Here is a 26,153-nt window from a genome sequence, read left to right as displayed (position 1 = left end):
GGTCTCCGGGAACCGGAGGGGGCGCGACGGGGAGAACCCCCGTCGCGCCCTTCCCTCGATGAGCCGTGGCGGTTGGTGCTGTCCAGGACACGCCCCGGCGACGCGCCGATGCCGCCCGTGTTCTGCGCGCAGAACACGGGCGGCATCGGCGCGTCGCCGGAACAGAAGGAGTTCCTGGACCTCTGCGGTGAACGGCGCATCGCCTTCGTGCCGTTCCACTCGATCGCCGGCACCGGGCGCACGGCGGGCGCGACCACGGACGACGGCGTCGAGGTACTCGCGGTCGCCCGCGCCCACGGAGTCGGCACGGCCCGGATCCGGCTGGCCTGGACCCTGCACCAGGGCCCCCACGTCCTGACCATCCCTGGCACCGGCGACCCCGGCCACCTCGCCCAGAACGTGGCCGCCGGCCCCCTGCGCCTGTCCGCGGACGGACTCACCTCCCTGAACTCCCCACGCCACGCGGTGGTGTGATCAGGCTCCTCGGCACCGTGTTCCGCTTCGGAACGGCTCGGGGGCGAAGAACGCCACGACGCGACGGTCGAACGTCACCCGACGCGGCGCTAAAGGTTCTCGACGAAGCCGAGGGCCAGTGCCCAGGTCTCGGCCGCGGCGCTCTCGTCCCAGTCCGGCAGGTCCGGATCGGTGTACAGGTGCCCCGCTCCCGGATAGCGGTAGATCTCGACGTCGGCCCCGATCCGCCGCATCCGGAGGTACCAGGAGTTCAGCCAGTCCGGCGACTCGAAGGGGTCGGGGTCGGCCACGTGCAGCTGCACGGGCAGGTCGTCCACGGTCGCGTTCGGGGCGATGTCGGCGGTGCCGTGGAGCAGCAGCAGCCCGCGCGCCCGCTCGTCGCCCAGGGCCAGGGTCTGCGCCACCGAGGCGCCGAAGGAGAAGCCCGCGTAGACGAGGCCGCGCTCGGAGTACGGAGCGGCGGCCAGGATCGCGCGCCGTAGCAGCTCGTCCTTGCCGATCTCCTCCTTGAGTTCCGTCCCCTCCTCGACGGTCGAAGCGGTCCGCCCCTCGAAGAGATCGGGCATGTGCACCTGGTGCCCGGCCGCCCGCAGCCGCCCGGCCGCGGTCTCCACCGCCGGGCGCGGACCGAGGACCGAGTGGAAAAGCATGATGTCCATGCGGTCATCCTCTCCCACCGGGCCTACTTGAGGCTGCGCACGTCCAACCGGCGCAGCACCCGGTCCACCACCTCGGGGTCGGCCCCCGGTTCGTTCCGGGCCGAGAGCACCTCATGCCGGGCGGCCGACATCATCTCCCGCTGGATGCGCTGCACGGCCCTGACCCGCTGGATGCGCTCGGCGAAGGCCGCCCGCCGCTCCTCGTCCACCATGTCCGGGCTGATCCGCGCCCCGATGTCGAACGCGCCGCGGGCGAGCCGATCCTGGACCTCCTCCGGGAGCTCCTCCAGCTCCTCGATCTGCCTCAGCCTGCGGCGGGCGGCCTTCGACGCCCGGACGGCGAGGTCGCGCTCGCGTTCCCGCTCGACGTCGGCGTCGGCCCGCACGCCGAGCCGTCGCACCAGCCAGGGCAGGCTCAGGCCCTGGACCAGCAACGTGGCGATGATCACACAGAAGGCGATGAAGACGATCTCGTCGCGTCCGGGAAAGGGTTCTCCGTCGTCCGCGCGCAGCGGGATCGCGAGTGCCAGCGCCACGGAGGCCACCCCCCGCATCCCGGACCACCACATGACGACGGTCTCCCGCCAGCTCATCGGGACCTCCTCGTCGTAGTCCCGCCGGTTGTGCAGCCGCTTGGCCAGCCAGGTGGCGGGCAGCAGCCAGACCAGGCGTACGGCGACGACCACGCCGACCACGGCGGCGCCCCAGCCGAGCATCGGTCCGAGGCGGCCCTCGGCGGTGCCGAAGACGCTGCGCAGTTCCAGTCCGATGAGACCGAAGGCGATGCCCGCGACGAGGGTGTCGACGATCTCCCAGAAGGTCTGTCCGGCGAGCCGTCCGATCACGTCGTCGGCGTCGGCGGCGTGGTGGGCCAGGTACAGGGCCACGACCAGCACCGCGAGGACGCCGGAGCCGTGCAGTTCCTCGGCGATGACGTAGGCCACGAAGGGGACGAGGAGGGTGAGCCCGGTCTGCAGGGTGGCCTCGCCGAGGAGCCTCATGAGCGTGTTGCTGATCCAGCCGAGGGCCAGCCCGACGGCGACGGCGACGCCCGCGGAGAGCACCAGCTCGACGCCCGCGCCCTTCCAGGAGAAGCTGCCTCCGACGACCGCGCCGATCGCCACGTGGTAGAGCACGATCGCGGTGACGTCGTTGAAGAGACCCTCCCCCTCCAGGATCGAGACGAGCCGGCGCGGCAGTCCGAGGGAACCGGCCACCGCGGTCGCGGCCACCGGGTCGGGCGGCGCGACGAGCGCGCCGAGGGTGACGGCGGCGGCGAGCGGGAGGCCGGGGACGAGGGCGCCGGCCACCAGGGCGACGGCCGCCGTGGTGACGAAGACCAGGGCCACGGCGAGCAGGAAGATGGGCCGCTTGTTCGCCGTGAACTGGCGCCAGGAGGTGCGCTGTACGGAGGCGTAGAGGAGCGGGGGCAGGACGAGCGGAAGGATGAACTCGGGCGGGATGTCGACCTCGGGCACGAACGGCAGGAAGGCGAGGACGATACCGACGACGGTCATGAGGACCGGGGCCGGCAGACCCAGTCGCTCGCCGAGCGGCACGGTGAGCAGCGCGCCCAGCAACAGCAGGAACAACAGGGCCAACTGATCCACGGTGGGACCCTCCGCCTCCGGCATGCCGACGATCAGGGTCCCCACCCTGCCATGAACGCCGCGAACCGGACGAAACGGCCCGGGTGTGATGCCGGGGGGGTGCGGCGGGGGTCGCCCGCTCGGGCCTCGGGGACCGACGGCGTGGATCGAGGGACCGGGCGCGATCCGACGCCCGCCCTGTCCGCCGGCGTCGCTCTCAGATCGCCCGGCGCATGGCGCGGTGCGGAATGCCCGCGTCCGGGAACTCGGGGCCGTATGCCCGGTAGCCCAGGCGCTCGTAGAAGCCGAGCGCGTGCGTCTGCGCGTGCAGGTCGACGGCGGCCAGTCCGCGCTCGCGCGCCGCGTCCTCGATCGCCCGCACCAGGGCCGCGCCGACACCGAGCCCACGGGCCGCCTTGGTGACGGCGAGTCGGCCCAGGGAGCCCACGGAGGCGTCCCCGCCGTTCCTTCCGGCCGCGTCGGCGCCGTGCAGCAGCCGGCCGGTCCCGAGCGGCAGTCCGTCCGCGCGAACGGCGAGCACGTGCACCGCCGTCTCGTCGTGGGCGTCGTACTCGATCTCCCGCGGAACGCGCTGTTCGCTCACGAAGACGTCCTGTCGGACCGCGAAGCAGGCCGCCCGGTCCTCCGGACCGACGGCTTCCCGTACCGCGAACCCCGCGCCGTTCACTGGCTCTCCGCCGCGATCCGGTCGAGTGCCGCCTGGAGGTCGGCGGGGTAGGTCGAGGAGAACTCGACCCACTGGCCGTCCGCCGGATGCTCGAAGCCCAGCCGCACGGCGTGCAGCCACTGCCGGGTCAGGCCGAGCCGCTTGGCCATCGTCGGGTCCGCCCCGTAGGTGAGGTCGCCGACGCAGGGATGGCGGTGGGCCGACATGTGCACGCGGATCTGGTGCGTGCGGCCCGTCTCCAGCTTGATGTCGAGCAGAGAGGCCGCGCGGTATGCCTCGATCAGGTCGTAGTGGGTGACGGACGGCTTGCCCTCGGCGGTCACCGCCCACTTGTAGTCGTGGTTCGGGTGGCGGCCGATCGGGGCGTCGATCGTGCCGCTCATCGGGTCCGGGTGCCCCTGCACCAGCGCGTGGTAGCGCTTGTCGACGACCCGCTCCTTGAACTGGGCCTTCAGCAGGGTGTAGGCCCGCTCCGACTTGGCGACCACCATCAGTCCGGAGGTGCCGACGTCCAGCCGGTGCACGATCCCCTGACGCTCGGCGGCTCCGGAGGTCGAGATGCGGTAGCCCGCGGCGGCCAGTCCGCCGATGACGGTGGTGCCGGTCCAGCCGGGGCTCGGGTGCGCGGCGACCCCGATCGGCTTCATGATCACGACGATGTCGTCGTCGTCGTGGACGATCTCCATGCCCTCGACGGGCTCGGCCACGATCTGCACCGGGGCCGGCGCGCCGGGCATCTCCACCTCGAGCCACGCGCCGCCGCTGACCCGCTCGGACTTGCCGACGACGGAGCCGTCGACCTGGACCTTCCCGGCGGCGGCCAGCTCGGCGGCCTTCGTACGGGAGAACCCGAACATACGGGCGATGGCGGCGTCGACGCGCTCGCCCTCCAGGCCATCGGGAACGGGCAGGGTGCGGACCTCGGGACTCGTACTCACCCGTCGAGTATGCCGGACGTCGCCGGCACCCGGTCCCGACGTCAGTCCTTGTGGACGGTTCCGTCCGGGTCCAGGCCGCGGAACGAGAGGATCACGATCAGGAAGCCGCCGCACACGATCGCCGAGTCCGCCAGGTTGAAGACGGCGAAGTGCGCGGGCGCGATGAAGTCGACCACCGCTCCCTCGAAGACACCCGGCGCCCGGAAGACGCGGTCGGTGAGGTTGCCCAGCGCCCCGCCGAGCAGCAGACCGAGGGCGATGGCCCACGCGGTGCTGTAGAGCTTGCGGGCGAGCCGGATGATCACGAAGATCACCGTCACCGCGATACAGGTGAAGATGATCGTGAATGCCTCACCCATGCCGAAGGCGGCGCCCGGGTTGCGGATCGCGTCGAACTTCAGCAGGTCACCGACGACCCGGATCGGCTCGTGCCCCTCCAACTCGGCGACCACCAGCATCTTGCTGCCGAGGTCGACGAGGTACGCGAAGAGTGCCACGACGAGGAGCGCGACGATCTTCCGCTTGCCCCGCGGCCGCTCGGCGGGCACCGCCTCCTCGTCGGACCCTGCTGAATCCGGCGTACCGATGATGCGCTCCGCCTCTGTCACGTGAGTCCCTCAACCTAGGTGCCTGACTGTGCACGAGGGTACGACACACCCGGGTGACGCCGTCAGCCGCGCCGCTCCTGTTTCTGCTTGTCCTCGACGCACAGCGTGGCCCGCGGGAACGCCTGCATCCGCGCCTTGCCGATGGGGTTCCCGCAGACCTCGCACAGTCCGTAGGTCCCCGCGTCGAGCCGCTCCAGGGCGTGCTCGCTCTGCTCCAGCATCTCGCGGGCGTTGGCGGCCAGGGCCAGCTCGTGCTCGCGGGTGATGTTCTTGGTGCCGGTGTCGGCCTGGTCGTCACCGGCACCGTCACCGGAGTCCCGCATCAGACCGGTCAGCTCCTCCTGGGAGTGGACCAGCTCGGAGCGGAGCCTGAGCACCTCGCTCTCCAGCTCGGCGCGGGCCTCGGCGACCTCCTCCGGGGTCCAGGGGTCCTCGCCGGGTCGCACCGCGAGCTCTCCGGCACGGGCCGGGGGCACCACGGCCTCGTCCTCCACCGTCGTCGCGCCACCCGCGGTCTTCTTCGCTGCCACCGTCCTGGCTCCTGTCTTCTCCACGTGCGCCGCGGAAGCGGCCTTCTCCCCGACTGTGTTCCTCCGGGCCTGAGCCGTCCGGGCGGCCTCCCGCACGAGGGCGCCGTCGGCCTCCGCGGTGGCGGCCCGCTCGGTCCTCGCCGCCTTCTTCGTGCCGGCCGCCCGCTTCGTGGCCGCCCGCTTCGTGGCCGTCTTCTTCGCGGACGCCGCCCGCGGGGCTGTGCCCGTGTCCGCCGGGGCCGCCGCACCCGCCTTCTCCGCGACCGTGGTCGTCTTGCCGGCCACGTCCTTGGCGGACCCGTCCGCGTCGGTGGTACCGGCGGCCGAGGTCTTCTTCGCGGCGGTCTTCTTCGCCACCATGTCGCGGCCCCTTCACATTTTGTGATCTTGCTCGCGCATCGTGCTGGGACGATAAATCGGCCCAGGGCCCGCGGCAACGGGGCACGCCGCCGATTCCCTCCCGCCCATGCCCCTGGCATGGGGAGCCTGCCTGCGTTGTGCCCAGCCGCCCGGCCGGCAATCACGCCGGACGCTCACCGGACGGGCGTGGTCGAAGTCCGTGGCTGCCATGTGGCCATTCGGGTCACGGGAAAACCGGTCGGCCCCGCCGCCTCGGGGCCCGTACACTGGGCGCAGCGAAAGGCTTGGATGGGGACGAGTAGCGTCGTACGCGGCCATGAGCGACCCGGGGACGGTGAGAGCCCGGGGGCCAGCCCGATGTGAAGCATCACCCCGGAGCCGTCGGAAGAAAGCCGCGAGGCGACTAGAACCGGCATCGCGACCCCAATGAGGGGGCACCGGGCGCCCGCCCGGGGCCAAGGAGGGTGGTACCGCGGGAGCCGCGCAGCACGGCGCTCTCGTCCCTCCGGACGGAATCGGAGCAGTCCGCCGGAGGAAGATCGATGTCGCAGTACCGCCAGGTGCCCGCCCAGGTCGACCTGCCCGCGCTCGAGCACGCCGTGCTCGATTTCTGGCGCGAGAGCAAGGTCTTCGCCAAGACCCTGGAGCAGTCCGAGGGCCGCCCCGAGTGGGTGTTCTACGAAGGGCCGCCCACCGCCAACGGCATGCCCGGCGCCCATCACATCGAGGCCCGGGTCTTCAAGGACGTCTTCCCCCGATTCCGGACGATGCGCGGCTACCACGTCGCCCGCAAGGCCGGCTGGGACTGCCACGGCCTGCCCGTCGAGCTCGCGGTGGAGAAGGAGCTGGGCTTCGCCGGCAAGAAGGACATCGAGGCGTACGGTGTCGCCGCCTTCAACGAGAAGTGCCGGGAGTCGGTGACCCGCCACACCGACGCCTTCGCCGAGCTCACGACCCGCATGGGTTACTGGGTCGACCTGGACGACGCGTACCGGACGATGGACCCCAAGTACATCGAGTCGGTGTGGTGGTCCCTGAAACAGATCTTCGACAAGGGCCTGCTCGTCCAGGACCATCGTGTCGCGCCCTGGTGCCCGCGCTGCGGGACCGGGCTGTCGGACCACGAGCTGGCGCAGGGCTACGAGACGGTCGTCGACCCGTCCGTCTTCGTCCGCTTCCCGCTGACCTCGGGTCCGCTGGCCGGCCGGGCGGCGCTGCTGGTCTGGACGACGACGCCCTGGACGCTGGTCTCCAACACGGCGGTCGCGGCCCACCCCGAGGTCACCTACGTCGTCGCCACCGACGGCGACGAGAGGCTGCTCGTCGCCGAGCCGCTGCTGGAGAAGGCGCTCGGCGAGGGTTGGGTGACCACCGGGGAGTCCTTCACGGGCGCCGAGATGGAGCGCTGGACCTACCGGCGTCCTTTCGAGCTCGTCGACTTCCCGGAGCCCGCGCACTACGTCGTCAACGCGGAGTACGTCACGACCGAGGACGGTACGGGTCTCGTCCACCAGTCCCCCGCCTTCGGTGAGGACGACCTCAAGGTCTGCAAGGCGTACGGCCTGCCGGTCGTGAACCCGGTCCGCCCCGACGGCACCTTCGAGGAGGACCTGCCGCTGGTCGGCGGCGTCTTCTTCAAGAAGGCCGACGAAGCGCTCACCGCCGACCTGGACACGCGCGGCCTGCTCTTCCGGCATGTGCCGTACGAGCACAGCTACCCGCACTGCTGGCGCTGCCACACGGCGCTGCTCTACTACGCGCAGCCGTCCTGGTACATCCGCACGACCGCCGTCAAGGACCGCCTTCTCCAGGAGAACGAGAAGACGAACTGGTTCCCGGACTCGGTCAAGCACGGCCGCTTCGGCGACTGGCTGAACAACAACATCGACTGGGCGCTCTCCCGCAGCCGCTACTGGGGCACCCCGCTGCCGCTGTGGCGCTGCGAGGACGACCACCTGACGTGCGTGGGCTCACGCGCCGAGCTGACGGAGCTGACGGGCACGGATCAGTCCGGGCTCGATCCGCACCGGCCGTTCATCGACGACGTCACCTTCCCGTGCCCGAGCTGCTCGAAGACGGCGACGCGGGTGCCCGAGGTCATCGACGCCTGGTACGACTCGGGCTCGATGCCGTTCGCGCAGTGGGGCTACCCCTACAAGAACAAGGAACTCTTCGAGTCCCGCTACCCGGCTCAGTTCATCTCCGAGGCGATCGACCAGACGCGCGGCTGGTTCTACACGCTGATGGCGGTCGGCACGCTGGTCTTCGACAGGTCCTCCTACGAGAACGTGGTCTGCCTGGGTCACATCCTCGCCGAGGACGGCCGCAAGATGTCCAAGCACCTCGGCAACATCCTCCAGCCGATCCCGCTCATGGACCAGCACGGAGCGGACGCGGTCCGCTGGTTCATGGCGGCCGGCGGCTCGCCGTGGGCGGCCCGGCGGGTCGGTCACGGCACGATCCAGGAGGTCGTGCGGAAGACCCTGCTGACCTACTGGAACACGGTCGCCTTCCAGGCGCTGTACGCCCGCACCTCGTCCTGGGCGCCGTCCGCGGCGGACCCGGCGCCGGCCGACCGCACGGTCCTGGACCGCTGGCTGCTGAGCGAACTCAACGCGCTCGTGGCCCAGGTGACGGAGTCCCTGGAGTCCTACGACACCCAGCGCGCGGGCAAGCTGATCTCGGCCTTCGTCGACGACCTGTCCAACTGGTACGTGCGCCGGTCGCGACGCCGGTTCTGGCAGGGCGACGCGGCGGCGCTGCGGACCCTGCACGACGTGATCGAGACCGTGACCCGCCTGATGGCCCCGCTGACGCCGTTCATCACCGAGCGGGTCTGGCAGGACCTGGTGGTGCCGGTGGCGCCCGGCGCCCCCGAGTCCGTCCACCTCTCCACCTGGCCGGAAGCGGACCTCACGGCTGTCGACCCGGAGCTGTCGCACCAGATGCTGCTGGTGCGGCGTCTGGTGGAGCTGGGCCGGGCGACGCGTGCGGAGTCCGGGGTCAAGACCCGTCAGCCGCTCTCCCGCGCCCTGGTGGGGGCGAACGGCTTCGGGGCGCTCTCCGAGGAACTGCGGGCGCAGATCACGGAGGAGCTGAACGTCTCCTCGCTGGCCTCGCTGAGCGAGGTCGGCGGCTCGCTCGTCGACACGACGGCCAAGGCGAACTTCCGGGCCCTGGGCAAGCGCTTCGGCAAGGGCGTCCAGGACGTGGCGAAGGCGGTCGCGGCGGCCGACGCTGCGGCGCTGTCCGTGGCGCTGCGGTCCGGTGAGGCGACGCTGGAGGTCGGCGGCGAGACGATCACCGTCGGACCCGAGGAGATCATCATCACCGAGACCCCGCGGGAGGGCTGGTCGGTCGCCTCGGACGCGGGCGCGACCGTCGCCCTGGACCTGGAGATCACGCCGGATCTGCGGCGGGCGGGTCTCGCCCGTGACGCGATCCGTCTGATCCAGGAGGCACGCAAGAACAGCGGCCTGGACGTGGCGGACCGGATCGCGCTGCGCTGGACCTCGGACTCCGCGGAGACGACGGACGCGCTGACGGTCCACGCGGAACTGATCGCGGACGAGGTCCTGGCGACGGACTTCGCCCCGGGCGAGGCCGACGCGGGCTTCGGCGACCCGTTCACGGACGAGGGCCTGTCCCTGTCCTTCCGTCTGCGCAAGGCGTAGGAGGCACCGCAGAGGCCCGGTCCGCCGCGAAGGCGGGCCGGGCCTCTGGCGTGCGGGGCGCACCGTCCGCGCCGGATCACGGCAGTTCACGGCGGCTCCGGGCCTCCGAGGTACCCCGGCGCGCCCGAGGAGTCCCGGCCCGCGCGCCTGACCTCGGTCCCCGGTCAGCCGCGACGCGGACGGCCGGTACGAGCGGCAGGGGCGGGGGCGACGAGTGCGGTGCGGGCGCCACTCGTCGGCCGTGGCCGCGCGGCGCGGGGGCGGGGCGCGGACACGGCAGAGGGCCGGACCTCTGGTCTCCCAGGGGTCCGGCCCTCACAGCCTGCCGAGGCTACGCGTTCTTCACGCGGTCTCCCGCCGTCAGTTGTCGTCCTCGTCGATCAGGAAGCCGCGCATCGGCGCCGGCGCCTGCTGCATCGGCTGCGGAGCCTGCGGCCGGACCGGCGCCATCGGCTGGGTCATCGCCGGAGACATCTGCTGCTGACCGCCGTAGGAGGGGCCGCCGCCCATGGACGGGGCGCCGCCCATCCCGCCGTTGCCGCCGTAGGACGGCGCGCTCGCACCGGCCGAGGCCATCGACGGGGCCGGCGGCAGGGAAGCCGTGGCCGGGGTCCGCGGCGGAGCCAGCGAATCGTCGGCCTGGGTCTCCAACTGACGCAGCTGCGACTCCAGGTAGGACTTCAGACGCGTGCGGTACTCGCGCTCGAAACCGCGCAGGTCCTCGACCTTGCGCTCCAGCGTGGCGCGGGCGGACTCCAGCGAGCCCATCGCGACACGGTGCTTCTCCTGCGCGTCCCGCTCCAGCGCGTCGGCCTTGGCGCGGGCGTCCCGCTCCAGGCCCTCGGCGCGCGACCGGGCCTCGCCGACGATCTTGTTGGCCTCGGAACGGGCCTCCGCGATCGCCTGGTCGGCCGTCTGCTGGGCCAGCGAGAGGACGCGCGCGGCACTGTCGCCGCCCGGCCCCTGGGCCTGCTGCATCGGCTGCTGCATCTGCTGCTGCGGGTGCCCCATGGGGCCGCCCATCTGCTGACCCATGGGGCCGCCCTGCATGGGGCCGCCCTGCATCTGGCCGGGGCCGCCCATGGGGCCGCCCTGCATCTGGCCGGGGCCGTGTCCGCCGGGACCGTGTCCGCCGGGACCGTGTCCGCCGGGGCCGTGTCCGCCGGGACCGTGTCCGCCGGGACCGGCGGGAAGCTGCGGGGCACCGGAAGGCAGCTGCGGCGGACCCATCTGCGGGGGCTGCTGCTGGACCGGCGGACCGGATATGGCGGCGGGCACGGGAGCGCCGGGACCTCCGGGGCGGTCCTGCGGCTCCGGCGGCTTGCGCATGCCCTGCTGCTGCTGGTTCTGCGCGGCGGCGCGCGTGGCGGCGGCCAGCTTGGCGCGCAGGTCCTCGTTCTCGCGGAGCAGGCGGGTCAGTTCACCCTCGACCTCGTCGAGGAAGGCATCGACCTCGTCCTCGTCGTAGCCTTCTCGGAGGCGGACGGTCGTGAACTGCTTGTTCCGCACGTCCTCGGGGGTCAGCGGCATCTCTTCTTCACCTCTACGTAGTCGTCGGCAGTCGGCAAGACCGTATCGTCCACACTCACCTCGCGAAGCTGCTCACGACGGAGATGAGAATGTAGACAATGATCATCAGAACGAAGAAGGACAGGTCGAGTGCCACGCCCCCGAGACGCAGCGGCGGGATGAACCGCCGCAGAAGCTTGAGCGGTGGATCGGTGACAGTGTAGGTGGCCTCCAGAACGACCACCATCGCCTTCCCCGGTTGCCATGAACGCGCGAACTGGAAGACGTAGTCCATGACCAGCCGGAAGATCAGCACGACGAGGAAGCACATCAGAGCGATGTAGACCACTTGTAGTGCGACGCCCATCCCGTGCTTCCCTCTCCCCTGGCTTTCGTGCTCTCGCTTGTCCGGCCTCGCGGCCGGACCCGTTCCGGTCTCGTGTTTCTCAGCTCTGGTTGAAGAATCCGCCCTCAGCGATGCGGGCCTTGTCCTCCGCCGTGACATCGACGTTAGCAGGAGACAGCAGGAACACCTTCTGCGTCACGCGCTCAATGCTGCCATGGAGCCCGAAGACGAGTCCGGCGGCAAAGTCGACAAGTCGCTTCGCGTCCGTGTCGTCCATCTCCGTGAGATTCATGATCACCGGCGTGCCCTCGCGGAAGTGTTCCCCGATGGTACGGGCCTCGTTGTAGGTCCGCGGGTGCAACGTGGTGATGCGGTAGGGCTCCCGCTCGGACACGACCTTGGGCATGATCACCGGTGCGTTCTTCTCCAGGCTCGGGCGTTCGGGTGTGATGGATGCCACGGGGGCGATACGAGCGGGGCGTCCGCTTTCGGCGGAAAGCGGGGCGGAATGGGCAACCGGCTCGCGGGGGGCGGACTGGGCCACGACGCGCACCGGCTCCTCCCGCTCCAACTGGCGCGGGGGCTGGTGGTGACGCCGCTCACGCTCCGGCTCGGGCTCCAGTTCGGGTTCGAAGTCGTCGTCGGGGTCGAATCCCCGGCCGTCGTACCCATCGTCCTCCACGAGGCCGAGGTAGACCGCCATCTTGCGCATCGCGCCGGCCATTCTCTGAGTCCTCCGCTCTGTGGTGGATCGCCCTTGCCCAAGGGCCGCAGTGTCACCAAGTGCCCGCGATCCACGGGGCCTGCCCGCCCCGTGGCGGGAATGACCATATTTTCTGCTGTGGTCCGACTTGCTTGGCGACGTTACCCGAGCCCGCGGCGGACACCCAGTACCGCCGTACCGACGCGCACATGTGTCGCTCCGGCCGCCACCGCGTCCTCGAGGTCCGCACTCATTCCTGCCGACACCATGTTCGCAGCCGGACGGGTCGTGCGCAGGGCAGTCGACAAATCCATGAGCCGCTCGAAAGCCGCTCGTCGACGGCCCGCGTAAGGGCCGGCGAGCGGGGCCACGGTCATCAGTCCGTCGAGTCGAAGTCCGGGCGCCGCCGCCACCGCGGCCGCCAACTCCTCGATGCCGTCCGGCGCCACACCACCCCGGTCCCCCCGCGCGCCCGACTCGGCGTCGAGGGCGACCTGCACCAGGCAGCCCAGTTCGCGACCCGACTTCTCCGCCGCCGACGACAGCGCCGTGACGAGCCTCAACCGGTCGACCGACTGCACGACATCCGCATAACTCATCACAGAACGGACCTTGTTGGTCTGCAACTGACCGACGAAGTGCCAACGGAGGTCCAGATCCGCGCAGGCGGCGGCCTTCGGGGCGGCGTCCTGGTCGCGGTTCTCGGCGACATCGCGAACGCCGAGTTCGTGGAGCGACCGGACATCGCTCGCGGGGTAGGTCTTGGTGACCACGATGAGGGTCACCTCCTCCCGCGCGCGACCGGCCGCCGCGCAGGCGGCGGCGATCCGCCGCTCCACCCGCGCGAGGTTCTCGGCGAGTTCGGCCTTCCGGCCCGTCATGCCCGTCATGTCTCTCTCAGTCCAACCAGACATATCCCGCGAGTCGCCCCGTGGTGCGATCGCGACGGTACGAGTAGTGGTCACCCGACTCACGGGTGCAGACCGCGCTGGCCCTCCGGTCCACGACCCCGAGCCGGGCGAGCTGCGCGTGCACTCCGGCGGTGACGTCGACGGCCGGGGTTCCCCAGGAGGTCTCCGCGCGGGCGGCCGGTTCGATCCCGGCGACCTCGGCGCGCATCACCTCCGGCACCTCGTAGCAGCGACCGCACACGGCGGGGCCGGTGCGGGCGGTGATACGGGCGGGATCGGCGCCGAGTGCGACCATCGCCCGGACGGCGGCCGGGACGACACCCGCCACCATGCCGGGCCGCCCGGCGTGGGCCGCGGCCACCACCCCGGCGACGGGGTCGGCGAGCAGCACCGGGGTGCAGTCGGCGGTGAGGACCGCGAGCGCCAGTCCGCGCCGGGCGGTGACGAGCGCGTCCACCGACGGGATCTCGCGGTCCGCGGCCCAGGGGCCGTCGACCACCGCGACATCGGGCCCGTGGACCTGGTTCATCCACACCACCAGCGCCGGGTCGAGGCCCAGCACCGCGGCAGCACGCGCCCGGTTGGCCAGGACGGCCGCGGGGTCGTCCCCCACCGCGCCGCCGAGGTTGAGCTCCTCGTACGGAACGGCGCTCACCCCGCCCCACCGGTCGGTGAAGGCGAAGTGCGCGCCGTTCGCGTGGTCGTGCTGCCCTATCACGTGCGCAGGGTCACTTCAGGAAGTCCGGGACGTCCAGCTCTTCCGCCTGGGTGTCCGGGTACGGGCGGGCCGAGGGCACCGCCGGTGGGACGGGCGGCTGGACCGGGGTCTCGTTGAGCGCCGGGGCGGGCTCGGCCGGGGCGGCCGGCTCCTCACGCGGGGTGACGGTGCCCAGTCCGCCCAGGGGGCGGGGGGACTCGGTGGCGCGGGGTGCCGGTGCCGGCTCCTCACGCTTGGCCGAGGACGAACCGAGGACGTTGTCCCGGCGGGCCGGCGGCTGACCGCCGTCGAAGCCGGCCGCGATGACCGTGACCCGTACCTCGTCTCCCAGGGCGTCGTCGATGACGGCGCCGAAGATGATGTTGGCCTCGGGGTGGGCGGCCTCGCTCACCAGCTGGGCGGCCTCGTTGATCTCGAAGAGGCCGAGGTCCGAGCCGCCGGAGATGGAGAGCAGCACGCCGCGGGCGCCGTCGATGGACGCCTCGAGGAGCGGCGAGGAGATCGCCATCTCGGCGGCGGCCACCGCGCGGTCGTCGCCGCGGGCCGAGCCGATGCCCATGAGGGCGGAACCGGCCTCGGACATGACCGACTTGACGTCGGCGAAGTCGAGGTTGATGAGGCCGGGGGTGGTGATGAGGTCGGTGATGCCCTGCACACCGCTCAGCAGCACCTGGTCGGCCGACTTGAAGGCGTCGAGCACGGAGACCTGGCGGTCCGAAATCGACAGGAGTCGGTCGTTCGGGATGACGATGAGGGTGTCGACCTCTTCGCGGAGCTCGGCGATGCCGTCCTCCGCCTGGTTGGCGCGACGGCGGCCTTCGAAGGTGAACGGCCGGGTGACCACACCGATCGTCAGGGCGCCGAGCGAACGCGCGATGTTGGCCACGACGGGAGCGCCGCCGGTGCCGGTGCCGCCACCCTCGCCGGCGGTGACGAAGACCATGTCGGCCCCCTTGAGGACCTCCTCGATCTCCTCACGGTGGTCCTCTGCCGCCTTGCGACCGACAGCCGGGTTGGCCCCGGCCCCGAGGCCGCGGGTGAGTTCACGACCGACGTCGAGCTTGACGTCGGCGTCGCTCATCAACAGCGCTTGCGCGTCCGTGTTGATGGCGATGAACTCGACGCCCTTGAGACCGACCTCGATCATTCGGTTGATGGCATTGACACCACCGCCGCCGACACCGATGACCTTGATGACTGCGAGGTAGTTCTGCGGTGCTGCCACGTCGAAGGCCTCTCGCCTCGAGTTACGTGCCGTCGCTACGCGCTGGTAGTCGCGCCGCGACGACGGATGCCGATTGGGACGGTCCGAAACGCCGACCCAAACCCTAACGTTCAAGTTTAGGGTTACCAGTGTCTCTGTTCGCTGGACTCTTCCGAACAGGACACTAAGTCGACAAGTGGCGCACGTTCAACGAACACGCCGAACCTCCCGTTTTTCTTTTCACCCTATGTGATCACCCGTAGCGCTGGCCAACCAGGGTCCTGGCCAGCAGCGATGGACGTCAACTACCCGTCGCGGCAGGTGCCGTGGGGGCACTTACATCGAAGTGCCCCGCTTTGGGGGTTGCTTTCATCAAAGCGGACAGTACGCGAGCTTTGACCTCGCCGTCCTCGCCGCTTCCCCAGAAGACCGTACGGCCCCCGCTGAGCTCCAGAGTGATGGAGTCGTACGAGGTGACGCGCACGACACGAGTGTCCACGGCGACTTTCTTGGGGAGTTCGCCCGCGACGACCACCGCCTCGGCCAGCAGGCGGTCCGTGTCGAAGCGCCGGAGACTCGGCGAGGCGGACGCGTCCAGCACGAGCTTCGGCACGCCGCGCGGCGCCCGGTCGACGGTGGCGAACCGCGTTCCGGCGGAGTCCACTTCGACGAACCGCCTGCCCTTCTCCAGCAGCAGGACGGGCTTCCGTTCCGTCACCCTGAGGCCGATTCCGTGCGGCCAGGAACGGACGACGTCGACGGTGTCGACGCGGGGCAGTCTCTCGGCGAGCCGTGCCTCGATCGCGTCGGTGTCGACGGAGACGAGCGGGGCACCCATCGGCACGGCGGCGACCTCCTCCACCTCGCGCGGAGTCAGGACCCGCGTGCCGGAGGTGGTCACCCGCTCGACCCGGAACCACGAGGAGCCGTAGAGCGCCCAGATCCCGCTCGCCACGAGCAGGATCAGCGCCGAACAGATCAGCAGCGGTCGCGGGCCGGGGACCCGGAAACGTCCCTCACGGGCCTCCCCGTCGCCCCCCCGGGGCGACCGGTCCGACGACCCGTTCGGCCTGCTCGCGCCGCTCTTCTCGGCTGTCGTCGGTCCGGCTGCCACCTGGCGTCTCCTGCCTTCCGTCGCCGCCCTACCCCTGCCGGTGGGCGGCGATCGCCTCGTACACCATGCCGACGAGCAGGTCGTCGGCGTCCCGGCGGCCGAACTCGGAGGCTGCGCGGGACATCTCGTACAACCGGTGCGGATCGGCGAGGACGGGCAGGACGTTGCCCTGCACCCACTGCGGCGTCAGCTCCGCGTCGTCGACCAGCAGGCCGCCGCCCGCCTTGACCACCGGCTGGGCGTTGAGCCGCTGTTCGCCGTTGCCGATGGGCAGCGGGACGTAGGCGGCCGGGAGCCCGACGGCGGACAGCTCGGCGACGGTCATGGCGCCGGCGCGGCAGAGCATCATGTCCGCCGCGGCGTACGCGAGATCCATCCGGTCCACGTACGGTACCGGTACGTACGGCGGCATTCCCGGCATGTTGTCGACGCGCGGCACTTCGTTCTTCGGGCCGACCGCGTGCAGGATCTGGATGCCCGAGCGCTGGAGCACCGGGGCGATCTGCTGGACGACCTCGTTGAGCCGCCGGGCGCCCTGCGATCCGCCGGACACCAGCAGGGTCGGCAGGTTCGGGTCGAGGCCGAACGCGGCGCGCGCCTCGGGGCGGACCCGGGCGCGGTCCAGCGTGGCGATGGTGTGGCGCAGCGGGATGCCGATGTAGCGGGCGTTGCGGAGCTTGGAGTCCGGGGTGGCGACGCCGACCCCGGCCGCGTACCGCGAACCGATCTTGTTGGCCAGGCCCGGACGGGCGTTGGCCTCGTGGACCACGATCGGAACACCGAGCCGCTTGGCGGCGAGGTAGCCGGGCAGTGCCACGTAGCCGCCGAAGCCGACCACGCAGTCCGCCTTGGTGCGCTCCAGGATCTGCTCGGCCGCCTTGATGGTGCCCCGCAGCCGCCCGGGAACCGTGATCAGCTCGGGGGTGGGCTTGCGCGGCAGCGGGACGGCGGGGATGAGGGCCAGCTCGTAGCCCCGCTCGGGCACGAGACGGGTCTCCAGACCCTTCTCCGTGCCGAGCGCCGTGATCCCCACGCTCGGGTCCTGCCTGCGCAGGGCGTCCGCGAGGGCGAGCGCCGGCTCGATGTGGCCGGCGGTCCCCCCGCCGGCGAGTACGACATGCACCGAAATTCACCGCTCTCCGGACGGACGCTTCTTGACGCGCCGTCGCATCGACTTCCATCTCCCCCCGGCCCGCTTGCCCCAGTGAGGGCGTCGCAGGGCCAAGGCCGCTTTCGCGGCGGGCTCCTGTCGCGCGAACGCGATCAGCAGCCCGACGGCGAACATGGTCGGCAGCAGGGCCGACCCCCCGTAGGAGAACAGCGGGAGCGGGACCCCGGCGATCGGCAGCAGACCGAGCACCGCACCGATGTTGATCACGGCCTGCGCCGTGATCCACGTGGTCACGCCTCCCGCGGCATACCTCACGAAGGGGTCCTCCGTGCGTCCGGCCACGCGGATACCCGCATAGCCTAGAGCCGCGAACAGGGCGAGCACCGACAGCGTCCCCGCGAGCCCCAGTTCCTCCCCGGTGACGGCGAAGATGAAGTCGGTGTGCGCTTCAGGTAGTTGGCCCCATTTTTCCACACTTGCACCGAGGCCGGAACCGAACCATCCGCCCGAGGCCAGAGCATAGATGCCGTGTGCGGCCTGCAGGCAGGGAGCACCCTCCCCGCCGGGGTCCGTGGCGCCGATGCAGGCGAACCGCTTCAGCCGGTTCGGGCTGGTCCTGATCAGCAGGAAGCCGATCCCGCCCGCGAAGGCGAGCACGCCGACGAAGAGCCGGGTGGGGGCGCCCGCGGTCCACAACAGGCCGAAGAGGATGGCGGTCAGGACGATCGCGGTACCCATGTCGCCGCCCAGCATGATGAGTCCGAGCAGCATGAAGGCGCCCGGGACCAGCGGGACGAGCATGTGCTTCCACTGGGTCAGCAGCCGCATGTCCTGCTTGCGGGCCAGCAGGTCGGCGCCCCACAGGATCAGGGCCAGCTTGCCGAACTCGCTGGGCTGCAGCATGAAGGGGCCGCCCAGCGAGATCCAGTTCTGGTTGCCGCCGACCTCTCGCCCTATCCCCGGAACCTGCACCAGCACCATCAGGAAGACGGCCGCGACGAGGATCGGATAGGCCAGGGCGCGGTGCAGTCTGACCGGCATCCGGGAGGCCGCCAGCAGCAGCACGGCGCCGAGGGCCGCGGCGAAGAACTGCTTCCGGAAGAAGTACGAGGGGACGAGGTCGTAGCGCAACGCCGTGATCATCGACGCCGAATAGACCATCACCAGGCCGAGGGTGGTGATGAGCAGACCGGCCCCGAAGATCACGTAGTACGCGGTCAGCGGGCGGTCCCAGGCACGGCGGGCCCGCTCGTACGTCCGCCGTACCCCGCCGGTGCGCGGGCCCCGCGCCGGCGCGGGCGCCCGGCCCGCACCGCGTGCGGCGGGGGGCCTGCGGGTCCCCACGATTCTGCTCGGCATGGTCGCTGTCCCCTCCAGTCGTGCCCGGCTCGGCCGGACCTGTCGGCGGGTCAGGTCAGGCGTGCCCGGTCGTGGCGAGGGCGCGGACGGCCTCCGCGAACGCCTCGCCCCGCTTGTTGTAGTTGGCGAACATGTCCATCGAGGCACAGGCCGGGGCCAGCAGGACCGTGTCACCGGGCTGGGCGAGGCGGGCCGCCTCGCGGACCGCCACGGACATCGCCCCAGTGTCGGTCCGGTCGAGGTCCACCACCGGGACCTCGGGGGCGTGTCGTGCCAGGGCTTCGCGGATCAGGGCACGGTCCGCGCCGATCAGGACGGCCGCCCGCAGCCGCTTCGCCGAGTGGCTGACGAGTTCGTCGAAGGTGGCCCCCTTGGCGAGGCCGCCGGCGATCCACACGATCGGGTCGTAGGACGCCAACGAGGCTTCGGCCGCGTGGGTGTTGGTGGCCTTGGAGTCGTCGACGTACACGACGCCCTCGATCTCCTCGACCAGTTCGATGCGGTGCGGGTCGGGCCGGAAGGCCCGCAGTCCGTCCCGGACCGCCCGGGGCTCCACGCCGAAGGCGCGGGCGAGGGCGGCGGCGGCGAGGGCGTTGGCGATGTTGTGCGGGGCCGGGGGCGTCACGTCCGCGGTCTGGGCCAGCTCCTGCGCCTGCTTCTGCCGGTCGGCGACGAACGCCCGGTCGACCAGGATGTCGTCGACGACACCGAGCTGGGAGGGGCCGGGGGTGCCCAGGGTGAAGCCGATCGCCCGGCAGCCCTCCTCGACGTCGGCCTCCCGGACCAGGTCCTCGGTGGCCTTGTCGGCGACGTTGTAGACGCAGGCGACGGTGTTGCCCTCGTAGATCCGGCCCTTGTCGGCGGCGTACGCCTCCATGGAGCCGTGCCAGTCGAGGTGGTCGGGCGCCAGGTTGAGCACGGCGGCCGAGTGGGCACGCAGCGAGGGCGCCCAGTGGAGCTGGTAGCTGGAGAGCTCGACGGCGAGCACGTCGTACGTCTCCTCGCCGAGGACGGCGTCCAGGAGCGAGACGCCGATGTTGCCGACGGCGGCGGTGCGCAGGCCGGCCGCCTCCAGGATGGAGGCGAGCATGCGGACGGTCGTGGTCTTGCCGTTGGTGCCGGTGACCGCGAGCCAGGGGGCCGGTTCCGCACCGCCCCGGCCGCGGAGGCGCCAGGCGAGTTCGACGTCGCCCCAGATCGCGACGCCAGCCTCGGCGGCGGCGGTGAAGAGGGGCTTGTCGGGCGGCCAGCCCGGCGTGGTGACGATCAGCTCGGTGCCTTCCGGCAGGGTCGCCCCGTCCCCGAGGCGCACGGTGACGCCCGCCGCCTCCAGTTCGGCCGCCTGAGCGCGGGAGCGCTCGTCGTCGCCGTCGTTGACGACGGTCACGACCGCGCCGAGACCGTGCAGGACGCGGGCGGCGGGAATGCCGCTGACGCCCAGCCCGGCGACGGTGACGCGCTTGCCCCGCCAGTCGGCGTCGTGCTGATCCGTGGTCACTTCTCGGCTGCCCATCCCGCGTAGAAGAGGCCCAGGCCCACGATCACGCACATGCCCTGGATGATCCAGAACCGGACGACGACCAGGACCTCGGACCACCCCTTGAGTTCGAAGTGGTGCTGGAGGGGAGCCATCCGGAAGACCCGCTTGCCGGTCATCTTGAAGGAGCCGACCTGGATGACCACGGACATCGTGATCATCACGAAGAGCCCGCCGAGCAGGGCGAGCAGCAGCTCCGTACGGGAGCAGATGGCGAGGCCGGCGAGCGCACCGCCGAGGGCCAGCGAGCCGGTGTCCCCCATGAAGATCTTGGCGGGCGAGGTGTTCCACCACAGGAAGCCGAAGCAGGCGCCCATCAGCGCGGAGGCGACGACCGCGAGGTCGAGGGGGTCGCGGACCTCGAAACAGGCGTTCGGGTTGGTGAGCGTGGTGGCATTGACGCAGGATTCCTGGAACTGCCAGAGCCCGATGAAGGTGTAGGCGCCGAAGACCATCACCGACGCGCCGGTGGCCAGGCCGTCCAGACCGTCCGTCAGGTTCACGCCGTTGGACATGGCGAGGATCATGAACAGCGCCCAGACCACGAACAGCACCGGGCCGATGGCCCAGCCGAAGTCGGTGATGAAGGAGAGCTTGGTAGAGGCCGGGGTGAGTCCGCGCAAGTCGGCGAACTGCAGCGAGAGCACGGCGAAGGCGATGCCGACGATCAGCTGGCCGGCCATCTTCGCCTTGGCCCGCAGGCCCAGCGAACGCTGCTTGACGATCTTGATGTAGTCGTCGAGGAAGCCGACCAGGCCCATGCCGGCCATCAGGAAGAGGACCAGCACGCCGGAGTAGGAGACGGACTCGCCGGTGATGACCTTGGCCAGCGCGTACGCGATGAGCGTGGCCAGGATGAAGGAGATGCCGCCCATGGTGGGCGTGCCCTTCTTGCCGGCGTGGCCGCGCGGGCCGTCGTCGCGGATGAACTGCCCGTACCCCTTGCGCGCCAGGAGCTTGATGAGCAGCGGGGTGCCGATCAGGGTCAGGAAGAGCCCGATGGCCCCCGCGAAGAGGATCTGCCTCATCGGCCGGAAACCTCGCTCTCGGCGTCGAGCAGTGCCAGGGCGACCTGTTCGAGGCCGACCGACCTGGACGCCTTCACCAGCACGACGTCTCCCGGGCGCAGCTCACTGCGCAACAGGTCGACCGCCGCCCGCGCGTCGGACACGTGCACCGACTCCTCACCCCACGAACCCTCGTTATATGCGCCCAGTTGCAACCAGGACGCTTCCCTGTCCCCGACCGCGACGAGCTTGCTGACGTTGAGCCGGACGGCGAGCCGTCCGACCGCGTCGTGCTCGACGAGCGACGCGTCACCGAGCTCGGCCATCTTGCCGAGCACCGCCCACGTACGGCCCCCCTGGGCCCGTGCCGCCCGCCCCATGGCCGCGAGGGCGCGCAGGGCGGCCCGCATGGACTCGGGGTTGGCGTTGTAGGCGTCGTTGACGATCGTCACGCCGTCCGAACGCTCGGTGACCTCCATGCGCCAGCGCGAAAGGGTGCCTGCCTCGGAGAGCGCGATGGCGATCTCCTCCACGGGCATGCCCAGCTCGTGCGCGACGGCGGCCGCGGCGAGCGCGTTCGACACGTGGTGCTCACCGTACAGGCGCAAGGTCACGTCCCCGCACCCGGTGGGTGTGCGGAGTTTGAAAGAGGGCTGTCCGTTACCTGCGAGCCGGACGTTCTCGGCGCGTACGACCGCTTCGTCCGACTCCCCGAAGAGCGTCACGCGCGCGCGGGTGCGGGAGGCCATCGCCCGGACCAGCGGATCGTCCGCGTTCAGGACGGCGACGCCGCCGTTCTCGGCGGACGGCAGGGACTCGACGAGTTCTCCCTTGGCCTGGGCGATCTGCTCCCGGCCGCCGAACTCTCCGATGTGGGCGGTGCCGACGTTGAGGACGAGTCCGATGCGCGGCGGGGTCAGTCCGGTGAGGTAGCGGATGTGCCCGATGCCGCGGGCGCCCATTTCGAGGACCAGGTGCCGGGTGCCGTCGTCGGCGCGCAGCGCGGTGAGCGGCAGCCCGATCTCGTTGTTGAGCGATCCGGGTGTCCACACGGTGGGCGCGTGGTGCTGCAGGACCTGGGCGATGAGGTCCTTGGTGGAGGTCTTGCCGGCGGAGCCGGTGAGTGCGACGACGTCGGTGCCGAGGCGTTCGACGACCGTGCGGGCGAGTGCTCCGAGTGCGCTCTGGACATCGTCCACGACGATGGCGGGCACACCGACGGGCCGCGCGGCCAGGACGGCCGTCGCACCCGCCCCGACGGCGCGGACCGCGTAGTCGTGGCCGTCGACGTGCTCGCCGGCGAAGGCGGCGAAGAGGCTGCCGGGCTTCACCTCGCGGGAGTCGATGACGACGGGACCGGTGACGAGGGCGGCCGGTTCCGGTATGTCGTACGACTGCCCGCCGACGATTTCGGCGATCTCGGCGAGGGAGAGGGCGATCACAACTTATCCCTGACTGTTCTTGAGGCTGCGTTCAATCGCTTCACGCAGGATCCGGCGGTCGTCGAAGGGGCGGACCTCCCCGGCGATGTCCTGGCCCTGTTCATGGCCCTTGCCGGCGACGAGCACGGTGTCGCCGGGGCGGGCTCGGGCCACGGCCGCGGCGATGGCGGCGGCCCGGTCGGCGTCGACCAGCACGTCGCCGCGCTGGTCGCCGGGTACCTCCGCCGCGCCGGTCAGCATGGCGAGGAGGATCGCCAGCGGGTCCTCGGAGCGGGGGTTGTCGGAGGTCAGCACGGCGGTGTCGGCCAGCCGGGCCGCCGCGGCGCCCATCGGGCCGCGCTTGGTGATGTCGCGGTCGCCGCCGCAGCCGAGGACGATGTGGAGGCGGCCTTCGGTGACCTCGCGCAGCGAGCGCAGCACCGATTCGACGGCGTCGGTCTTGTGGGCGTAGTCGACGACGGCCAGATAGGGCTGGCCGGCGTCGACGCGCTCCAGGCGGCCCGGGACGCCCGGCACGGCGGCGACGCCGTCCGCGACGGTCCGCGGGTCGGCCCCGGCGACGGCGAGGGTGACGATCGCGGCCAGGGTGTTGGCGACGTTGAAGGGGCCGGGCAGCGGGGCGGTCGCCGGGATGCGCTCCCCGGCCGGGCCGACGACGGTGAAGGCGGAGTCGGCGGCGCCCAGGACGACGTCCTCCGCCCTCCAGTCGGCGCCGGGGTCGCCCGCGGCGGAGAAGGTGACGACCGGGACGGTGGCCTCCCTGGCGAGCCGGCGGCCGTAGGCGTCGTCGAGGTTCACCACGCCACGCCGGCTGCGTTCGGGCGTGAACAGCTTCGCCTTGGCCTGGAAGTAGTCCTCCATGTCGGAGTGGAACTCCATGTGCTCCGGGCTGAGGTTGTTGAAGACGGAGACGTCGAAGACGCAGCCGTCGACCCGGCCGAGCACGAGCGCGTGGCTGGAGACCTCCATCGCCACGGCGTCGACCCCGCGTTCGCGCATGACCGCGAAGAGGGCCTGGAGGTCGGTGGCCTCGGGGGTGGTCCGCTCGGACTTGATGCGCTCGTCGCCGATCCGCATCTCGACGGTGCCGACCAGGCCGGTCCGGTGCCCGGCCGCTCTCAGGCCGCCTTCGACGAGGTAGGCCGTGGTGGTCTTGCCGGAGGTGCCGGTGATGCCGATCCGCAGCAGGTCCGTGCCCGGCCGTCCGTACACCTCGGCGGCGAGTTCGCCCATGCGTCCGCGCGGGTCCTCCACCACCAGGACCGGCAGACCGGTCGCCGCGGCGCGTTCGGCGCCGGAGGGGTCGGTGAGGATCGCGGCGGCGCCCAGTCCGGCGGCCTGGGCGGCGAAGTCGGCGCCGTGGAGCCGGGCGCCGGGGAGGGCCGCGTAGACGTCCCCGGGACGCACGGCCCGGGAGTCGTGGGTGATGCCCGAGACCTCAGCGGCCGCGGAGGTCTCGATGCCGAGCCGGGCGGCCAGATCGCCCAGGTGTGTGGGGCGGGCCTGCTCCGGGCGGGGCATGGCGTTTCGGTACTGATCAGCGTGTGGCACGGCGGTGAGCGTACCGGGCGCACCCGCCGCGGAGCCAAAAGAGGGCCGGGCGTCGCCGACGTTCGATTTGCGGTCGCCGGAATCGGGGGTGGTCGTGGTCATGGGTGCTCCCGGGGTGTCACTCGCTGGCCTTGAAGGTCACCGGCAGCCCCGCGGGCTCGCTGCCCGTCGGGGCGACATGGAGCGTCTTGAGGGCGAACTCCATGACCTTCTTGTAGATGGGTCCGCAGATCTGGCCGCCGAAGTAGCTGCCCTTGGTCGGGTTCTGGATGGCGCAGTAGACCGTGATCCGCGGGGCGTCGGCGGGCGCGAAACCCGCGAAGGAGGCGGTGTAGCCCTTGTAGCGGCCGAGTTCGGGATCGACCCGGTTGGCCGTACCGGTCTTGCCCGCGACCCGGTAGCCGGGGATGCGGGCCTTGGTGCCGGTGCCCTCCTCGTCGCCGACCACCGACTCCAGCATCTGCGCGAGGGTCTTGGCGGTCTTCTCGCTGACCACGCGGGTCTGGCGGGGCGCGGGCGCGGGCGTGAAGCGGCCGTCCGGTCCCTTGGTGCCGCGCACGAGGGTGGGCTCGATCCGGACGCCGCCGTTGGCGATGGTCGAGTAGACGGAGGTGGCCTGCATGGCGTTGACGGAGAGCCCCTGGCCGAAGGGGATCGTGTACTGCTGCGAGGTCGACCAGTCCTGGGGCTTGGCGAGGATGCCCCGGGTCTCGCCTGGGTACCCGAGCCCGGTGGGAGTACCGATGCCGAACGCGCGCAGATAGGAGTAGAGGATCCGGTTGGACTCGGACTGGTTCCGGCCGAGCTGGCCGGTGGCCAGGATGGTGCCGATGTTGCTGGACTTGGCGAGGACCCCGTTGAGGGTCAGGTACCAGGTGGGGTGGTCGATGTCGTCCTTGAAGAGCCGGTCGCCGCGGTGCAGCCGGTTGGGGACGGTGACGTGGGTGCCGGCGGTCGCCGCACCCTCCTCCAGGACGGCGGCCATGGACATCACCTTGCTGGTGGAGCCGGGTTCGTAGGCGTCCTGGAGAGAGGCGTTGCCCATCGCGGCGGCGTTGGCCGCGGACAGGTCGTTGGGGTCGAAGCCGGGAGCGTTGGCCATGGCCAGCACCTCGCCGGTCCGCGTGTCCTGGACTATCACGTAGCCGCGGTCGGCGCGGGACTTCTCCACCTGTTCGGTGATGGCCTGCTGGGCGGCCCACTGGATGTCGCGGTCGATGGTCAGCTCGATGTCCGAGCCGGGTACGGCCGGGGTCCCCCGGGAGCCCGCCGTGGGCACCCGGCGTCCGCCGGACTGGGCGAAGCGGATCTTTCCGTCCTTGCCGGCCAGTTCCTCGTCGAGCATCGACTCCAGGCCGCCCGCGCCGCGGCCCTCGGCGTTGACGAAGCCCAGTATCCCGGCGGCGAGTTCTCCGTTGGGGTACACGCGCTTGGTGCTGGGCTCGCTGATGACGCCGGCCAGGATGCTGACGCCGTTGCCGCCCCGCGAGGGCCTGGCCTTCTGCGCGTAGACCTTCTTGAGGTCCTTGATCTGCCTCCACACCTGCGGGGTCTGTTTGCGGGCGAGCATGGTGTAGCGGGACTTGGGGGTGCGGAGTTTCTCGACCAGTTCGGCCGGCTCCTTGCCGAGGATCGGCGCGAGGAGGGCGGCGGCCTGTTCCGGGGCGTCCTGGACCTTGCTGTCCTCGGGGGTGAACAGCTTGGGGTCGGCGGTGATGTCGTAGGCGTCGACGCTGGTGGCCAGGGCGATCCCGGCGCGGTCGGTGATCTCGCCGCGGTCCGCGGAGAGCGTGTACTCCTGGTAGCGGGCCCGCTCGGCCTTGGCGGCGTACGCGCTGGCGTCGACGGCCTGCACCTGGAGCAGCCGGACGACGAAGGCCAGCATCACCAGGGTCAGCCCCAGGGAGATGAGCCGCAGCCGGGGCTTGGGGTTGCCGAGCCTGATCGTGCGCGGCCGGCTCGCGGGACGGGAGGAGGGGCGCCGGGCCGGGCCGGGACGGGACGCCGCGGAGCGCGACGCGGCGGGCCGGGCGGTACGGCGGGCGGAGCCGGACCGGGAGGAGGCGGGCCGGGCGGGTCCGGGTACCCGCCGGCGCGGGGGCTCCTTGGGGGGCACAGCGT

Annotated in this window: 22 protein-coding genes; 2 read left to right on the top strand and 20 right to left on the bottom strand. The window is 71.4% G+C overall.

Going from position 1 to position 26,153, the window contains the following annotated elements; all coding sequences use genetic code 11:
- The first annotated feature begins 75 nt into the window (after window positions 1-75).
- Window positions 76-474 (top strand): aldo/keto reductase, encoded by a 399-nt coding sequence (locus OG393_RS24870; RefSeq protein WP_327376919.1) that lies wholly within the window; start codon window positions 76-78, stop codon window positions 472-474.
- Between the two features lie 89 nt (window positions 475-563).
- Here the strand turns inward: OG393_RS24870 and OG393_RS24865 are convergent, their stop codons facing one another.
- The 6 genes from OG393_RS24865 to OG393_RS24840 all read right to left on the bottom strand — a co-directional run bounded on the left by OG393_RS24865 (window position 564) and on the right by OG393_RS24840 (window position 5,846).
- Window positions 564-1,133 (bottom strand): dienelactone hydrolase family protein, encoded by a 570-nt coding sequence (locus tag OG393_RS24865; RefSeq protein ID WP_327376918.1) that lies wholly within the window; start codon window positions 1,131-1,133, stop codon window positions 564-566.
- Window positions 1,134-1,156: 23 nt separating this feature from the next.
- On the bottom strand, window positions 1,157-2,743 hold the full coding sequence (locus tag OG393_RS24860) for a Na+/H+ antiporter (RefSeq protein WP_327378536.1): 1,587 nt from the start codon (window positions 2,741-2,743) through the stop codon (window positions 1,157-1,159).
- 196 nt (window positions 2,744-2,939) lie between these two features.
- Entirely contained in the window at window positions 2,940-3,410 is a 471-nt protein-coding gene (locus OG393_RS24855; RefSeq protein ID WP_327376917.1) for a GNAT family N-acetyltransferase, read from the bottom strand.
- Entirely contained in the window at window positions 3,407-4,348 is a 942-nt protein-coding gene (locus OG393_RS24850) for an RluA family pseudouridine synthase (RefSeq protein WP_327376916.1), read from the bottom strand. Before OG393_RS24850 ends, OG393_RS24855 begins: the two co-directional genes overlap by 4 nt.
- 41 nt (window positions 4,349-4,389) lie before the next feature.
- Window positions 4,390-4,956: a signal peptidase II gene (gene lspA / locus OG393_RS24845; RefSeq protein WP_327376915.1), complete on the bottom strand. Its 567-nt coding sequence runs from the start codon at window positions 4,954-4,956 to the stop codon at window positions 4,390-4,392.
- Between the two features lie 62 nt (window positions 4,957-5,018).
- Window positions 5,019-5,846 carry a TraR/DksA family transcriptional regulator gene (locus OG393_RS24840; protein ID WP_327376914.1) on the bottom strand — a complete coding sequence of 276 codons (828 nt, stop codon included), beginning with the start codon at window positions 5,844-5,846 and terminating at the stop codon, window positions 5,019-5,021.
- 542 nt (window positions 5,847-6,388) lie between these two features.
- Here OG393_RS24840 and ileS point away from each other — a divergent pair.
- The gene (gene ileS, locus OG393_RS24835) at window positions 6,389-9,520 is read left to right on the top strand and encodes an isoleucine--tRNA ligase (protein ID WP_327376913.1); all 3,132 of its coding nucleotides are present in this window, start codon (window positions 6,389-6,391) and stop codon (window positions 9,518-9,520) included.
- Between the two features lie 360 nt (window positions 9,521-9,880).
- On the opposite strand, the gene OG393_RS24830 is transcribed toward ileS, so the two are convergent.
- The 14 genes from OG393_RS24830 to OG393_RS24765 all read right to left on the bottom strand — a co-directional run bounded on the left by OG393_RS24830 (window position 9,881) and on the right by OG393_RS24765 (window position 26,148).
- Complete coding sequence (locus OG393_RS24830) at window positions 9,881-11,050, bottom strand: DivIVA domain-containing protein (RefSeq protein WP_327376912.1); 1,170 nt, start codon at window positions 11,048-11,050, stop codon at window positions 9,881-9,883.
- 55 nt (window positions 11,051-11,105) lie between these two features.
- Entirely contained in the window at window positions 11,106-11,396 is a 291-nt protein-coding gene (locus OG393_RS24825; RefSeq protein WP_327376911.1) for a YggT family protein, read from the bottom strand.
- 79 nt (window positions 11,397-11,475) lie between these two features.
- Window positions 11,476-12,099, bottom strand: coding sequence for a cell division protein SepF (locus tag OG393_RS24820; protein WP_327376910.1), 624 nt, complete (start codon window positions 12,097-12,099; stop codon window positions 11,476-11,478).
- A 140-nt stretch (window positions 12,100-12,239) separates the two neighbouring features.
- Window positions 12,240-12,959 carry a YggS family pyridoxal phosphate-dependent enzyme gene (locus OG393_RS24815; RefSeq protein ID WP_327378535.1) on the bottom strand — a complete coding sequence of 240 codons (720 nt, stop codon included), beginning with the start codon at window positions 12,957-12,959 and terminating at the stop codon, window positions 12,240-12,242.
- 16 nt (window positions 12,960-12,975) lie between these two features.
- Window positions 12,976-13,707: a peptidoglycan editing factor PgeF gene (gene pgeF, locus OG393_RS24810; RefSeq protein WP_327376909.1), complete on the bottom strand. Its 732-nt coding sequence runs from the start codon at window positions 13,705-13,707 to the stop codon at window positions 12,976-12,978.
- Window positions 13,708-13,717: 10 nt separating this feature from the next.
- Window positions 13,718-14,932, bottom strand: a complete 1,215-nt coding sequence (ftsZ, locus tag OG393_RS24805) for a cell division protein FtsZ (RefSeq protein WP_327376908.1) — start codon at window positions 14,930-14,932, stop codon at window positions 13,718-13,720.
- Window positions 14,933-15,212: 280 nt separating this feature from the next.
- On the bottom strand, window positions 15,213-16,025 hold the full coding sequence (locus OG393_RS24800) for a cell division protein FtsQ/DivIB (protein WP_327376907.1): 813 nt from the start codon (window positions 16,023-16,025) through the stop codon (window positions 15,213-15,215).
- Window positions 16,026-16,053: 28 nt separating this feature from the next.
- On the bottom strand, window positions 16,054-17,148 hold the full coding sequence (gene murG, locus OG393_RS24795; protein ID WP_327376906.1) for an undecaprenyldiphospho-muramoylpentapeptide beta-N-acetylglucosaminyltransferase: 1,095 nt from the start codon (window positions 17,146-17,148) through the stop codon (window positions 16,054-16,056).
- 6 nt (window positions 17,149-17,154) lie between these two features.
- The gene (ftsW, locus tag OG393_RS24790) at window positions 17,155-18,495 is read right to left on the bottom strand and encodes a putative lipid II flippase FtsW (protein WP_327376905.1); all 1,341 of its coding nucleotides are present in this window, start codon (window positions 18,493-18,495) and stop codon (window positions 17,155-17,157) included.
- Between the two features lie 55 nt (window positions 18,496-18,550).
- Window positions 18,551-20,008, bottom strand: a complete 1,458-nt coding sequence (gene murD / locus OG393_RS24785; protein ID WP_327376904.1) for a UDP-N-acetylmuramoyl-L-alanine--D-glutamate ligase — start codon at window positions 20,006-20,008, stop codon at window positions 18,551-18,553.
- Window positions 19,990-21,060, bottom strand: coding sequence for a phospho-N-acetylmuramoyl-pentapeptide-transferase (gene mraY, locus OG393_RS24780; protein WP_327376903.1), 1,071 nt, complete (start codon window positions 21,058-21,060; stop codon window positions 19,990-19,992). The genes murD and mraY overlap by 19 nt, the downstream gene beginning before the upstream one ends.
- Window positions 21,057-22,481, bottom strand: coding sequence for a UDP-N-acetylmuramoyl-tripeptide--D-alanyl-D-alanine ligase (locus tag OG393_RS24775; RefSeq protein WP_327376902.1), 1,425 nt, complete (start codon window positions 22,479-22,481; stop codon window positions 21,057-21,059). Before OG393_RS24775 ends, mraY begins: the two co-directional genes overlap by 4 nt.
- 3 nt (window positions 22,482-22,484) lie before the next feature.
- Window positions 22,485-24,134, bottom strand: a complete 1,650-nt coding sequence (locus OG393_RS24770) for a UDP-N-acetylmuramoyl-L-alanyl-D-glutamate--2,6-diaminopimelate ligase (protein WP_327376901.1) — start codon at window positions 24,132-24,134, stop codon at window positions 22,485-22,487.
- A 16-nt stretch (window positions 24,135-24,150) separates the two neighbouring features.
- Window positions 24,151-26,148, bottom strand: coding sequence for a peptidoglycan D,D-transpeptidase FtsI family protein (locus OG393_RS24765; RefSeq protein ID WP_327378534.1), 1,998 nt, complete (start codon window positions 26,146-26,148; stop codon window positions 24,151-24,153).
- Window positions 26,149-26,153: the final 5 nt, after the last annotated feature.

Source organism: Streptomyces sp. NBC_01216 (assembly GCF_035994945.1).
Lineage (GTDB): Bacteria > Actinomycetota > Actinomycetes > Streptomycetales > Streptomycetaceae > Streptomyces.
This window is presented reverse-complemented; position numbering and strand designations above follow the sequence as displayed.